Here is a 2,186-nt window from a genome sequence, read left to right on the forward strand (position 1 = left end):
GCCCTATTGTTACCGCTCCCCCCCCCCCCCCCACCCCCCCCCCACCCCCCCCCCCTCCCCCCCCCCCCCCCCCCACCCCCCCCTCCCCCCCCCCCCCCCCCCCCCCCGGCCCTGTGCGGTTGCCGTGCGCTCCGGTGTGCGGCGCTCACTCCGCGATCGGCTTGCTCCGCGGCTCGGGGAAGACGGACGCGTGGTCGGCGTTGGCGTAGTAGGTGCCCGCGCGGTCCAGCCGGACGATGAACTGGCCGGCCATCTCGATGGAGTTGGCACACAGCGCCAGCACCTGGTTCATCTTCGGGACCATGCCGGCGGCGAAGTACTTGGCGGCGTCCTGGAGCTTCTCGTCGGGCTCGTTGCCGCCGTTGTGCTTGGCGTAGTTGGGGCCCACGCCTTGAGAGGCCTCCTTGCCGTGCACGGCACTGCCGTCCTTCTTTCCCCAGTCGTCCTTGTGCGTGGCCTGCTGGCCGAACGTGGCGTTGTCGGTCGACGCGGTGAGGACGAGCGCTTTCAGCGTCGTATAGGCGTCGACGGAGCGCCGGGAGGACTCCAGCATCGACTGCATGGCGTCGGTGATGCTTCCGATTCCGACGTTGATCGCCGGGTGGATGCCCGCGGACTGGTTGTCACCGCCGCCTCCGCCGCCGCCACCGCCCTTCGCCAGGTAGGTGGTGATGGGCGGCGCATCGCCCCAGATCATCGTCAGGGAGGGCGGCTGCTGGTAGCCGGGGACGTTCTGCGCCTCCTGCTTCTTCTTCTCCTTCTCCTCGTCCGACAGGCTGTCGTCCGCCGAAGGGTCGCCGCCCTGGGGCTTGTCCTTGTCGTACTCCCGGGGCGGACCGTGCCGCGAGTTCCTCGGTTCCTGTGCCTCTGCCATCGCTGCCTCCACCGGGTGCGCTCGGGTAGGGTCCGGTCAATCCCAGCTCATCCCACCGGATACCGCGGTGACCTGCCAGGTCCCTGTTCAGAGACGCCGACGCGGACGGCCCCGGGGCAGGTCCCCGTTCGGAGACACCGCGACCGTCGGGGAATTGGGGCGTACCCCGGCTCCGGGGGCCGCGCATAGGGTCGAAGAGTGGCCTCTCCTACCTTGACCCTGTCCGAGTTCCGCGTCGAGCTCGACCACCTTCACGACGCCATGTCCACGGTGAAGGGGTGCACCGCAAGCATCGAGAACGACGTGATGCTCGTGAAGCAGGTCCTCAACCTCGCCGAGGGCGTCTGGCAGAGCCCGTCGGGCGCGACCTTCGGCAACCTCCAGCGCGACTTCAGCACCAGCATGGACACCCTCGTCGAGCTGCTGCGCGAGATGTCGAACCGGATGCACGCCGCGTACGAGGAGTACCGGCAGGTCGAGGAGACCAACGCCGACAACTTCCACAAGCAGCACTAGCCCCGCGGACCGCGGACGCCGTCGCGCGACGGACCGCCCGGCTTCCGGGGCGGCGTCGCCGGGCGTCAGAACACGCCAGCGAGGGAGCCACCCGCATCGCCCGCCCCGGCCCGGAGTGCGCTCCCCCTCCCCTCTCCAGGAGCACCCGGTGAGCCCCCAGCAGCCCGACCCCATCGACCTCGACCCGACGAAGGCGCCCGTCTACGGGCTCCACGGGGCCAACAACGCCCAGATCAGCGTCGACGCCCAGCTGCTGCGGGTCTTCAGCGCCCAACTCGGCGGCACCGACGGCTCCGGCGGGCTGGTCGAGAACCTCGCCTCCCAGATCTCGACGATCAACACCGTCATGAGCGGTCTGAAGCTCGCCTGGGCCGGCCAGTCCAAGGACGAGATGGTGGCGTTCTACGACCGCTGGGACGCCTGCATGACCGACCTGTTCGGCAAGGCGGGTGACGACGCCAGTGCGGCCAACGCCGTACTGCCGCGCATCGCCTTCTCGCTGGGCGCCGCGGGCAACAACTACCTCCGGGCCGAGGACAACATCGTCAAGGAATTCACCGAATTCAAGACGCAGATCAGCGCGGAGGGCGGTGGTTCGGACAGCAACGCCACACCGCAGAGCATCAACGACCCGAACATGACCGCGATCGCCGAGACCTACGGCTGACGCTCCGCCGCCCGGCCGCCGCGCCGCGCCGCCCGCTCCCCCTCCGCACCACCGGCGGTGCTCCCGACTCTCCGGGGCACCGCCGTCCTTCCCCCGCTCCGCTCACTCCGCCCCACAGGTGATGTCGCC

The 2,186-nt window shown here is 70.2% G+C and carries 3 protein-coding genes; 2 read left to right on the top strand and 1 reads right to left on the bottom strand.

Annotated elements, in window-relative coordinates; genetic code table 11:
* Positions 1–145 precede the first annotated feature (145 nt).
* Positions 146–874 (bottom strand): hypothetical protein, encoded by a 729-nt coding sequence (locus ACZ4U4_RS15525; protein ID WP_467873730.1) that lies wholly within the window; start codon positions 872–874, stop codon positions 146–148.
* A gap of 198 nt (positions 875–1,072) precedes the next feature.
* Between ACZ4U4_RS15525 and ACZ4U4_RS15530 the strand changes: the two genes are divergently transcribed.
* Positions 1,073–1,390 (top strand): WXG100 family type VII secretion target, encoded by a 318-nt coding sequence (locus ACZ4U4_RS15530; RefSeq protein WP_467873732.1) that lies wholly within the window; start codon positions 1,073–1,075, stop codon positions 1,388–1,390.
* Positions 1,391–1,538: 148 nt separating this feature from the next.
* Positions 1,539–2,057: a WXG100 family type VII secretion target gene (locus ACZ4U4_RS15535; protein ID WP_467873734.1), complete on the top strand. Its 519-nt coding sequence runs from the start codon at positions 1,539–1,541 to the stop codon at positions 2,055–2,057.
* Positions 2,058–2,186 lie beyond the last annotated feature (129 nt).

It is taken from the genome of Streptomyces sp. NPDC029159 (genome assembly GCF_055564055.1).

What these genes read in the sequence shown, in the direction of transcription:
- ACZ4U4_RS15525 (WP_467873730.1), bottom strand. Translation starts at nt 874, where the DNA reads ATGGCAGAGGCACAGGAACCGAGGAACTCGCGGCACGGTCCGCCCCGG.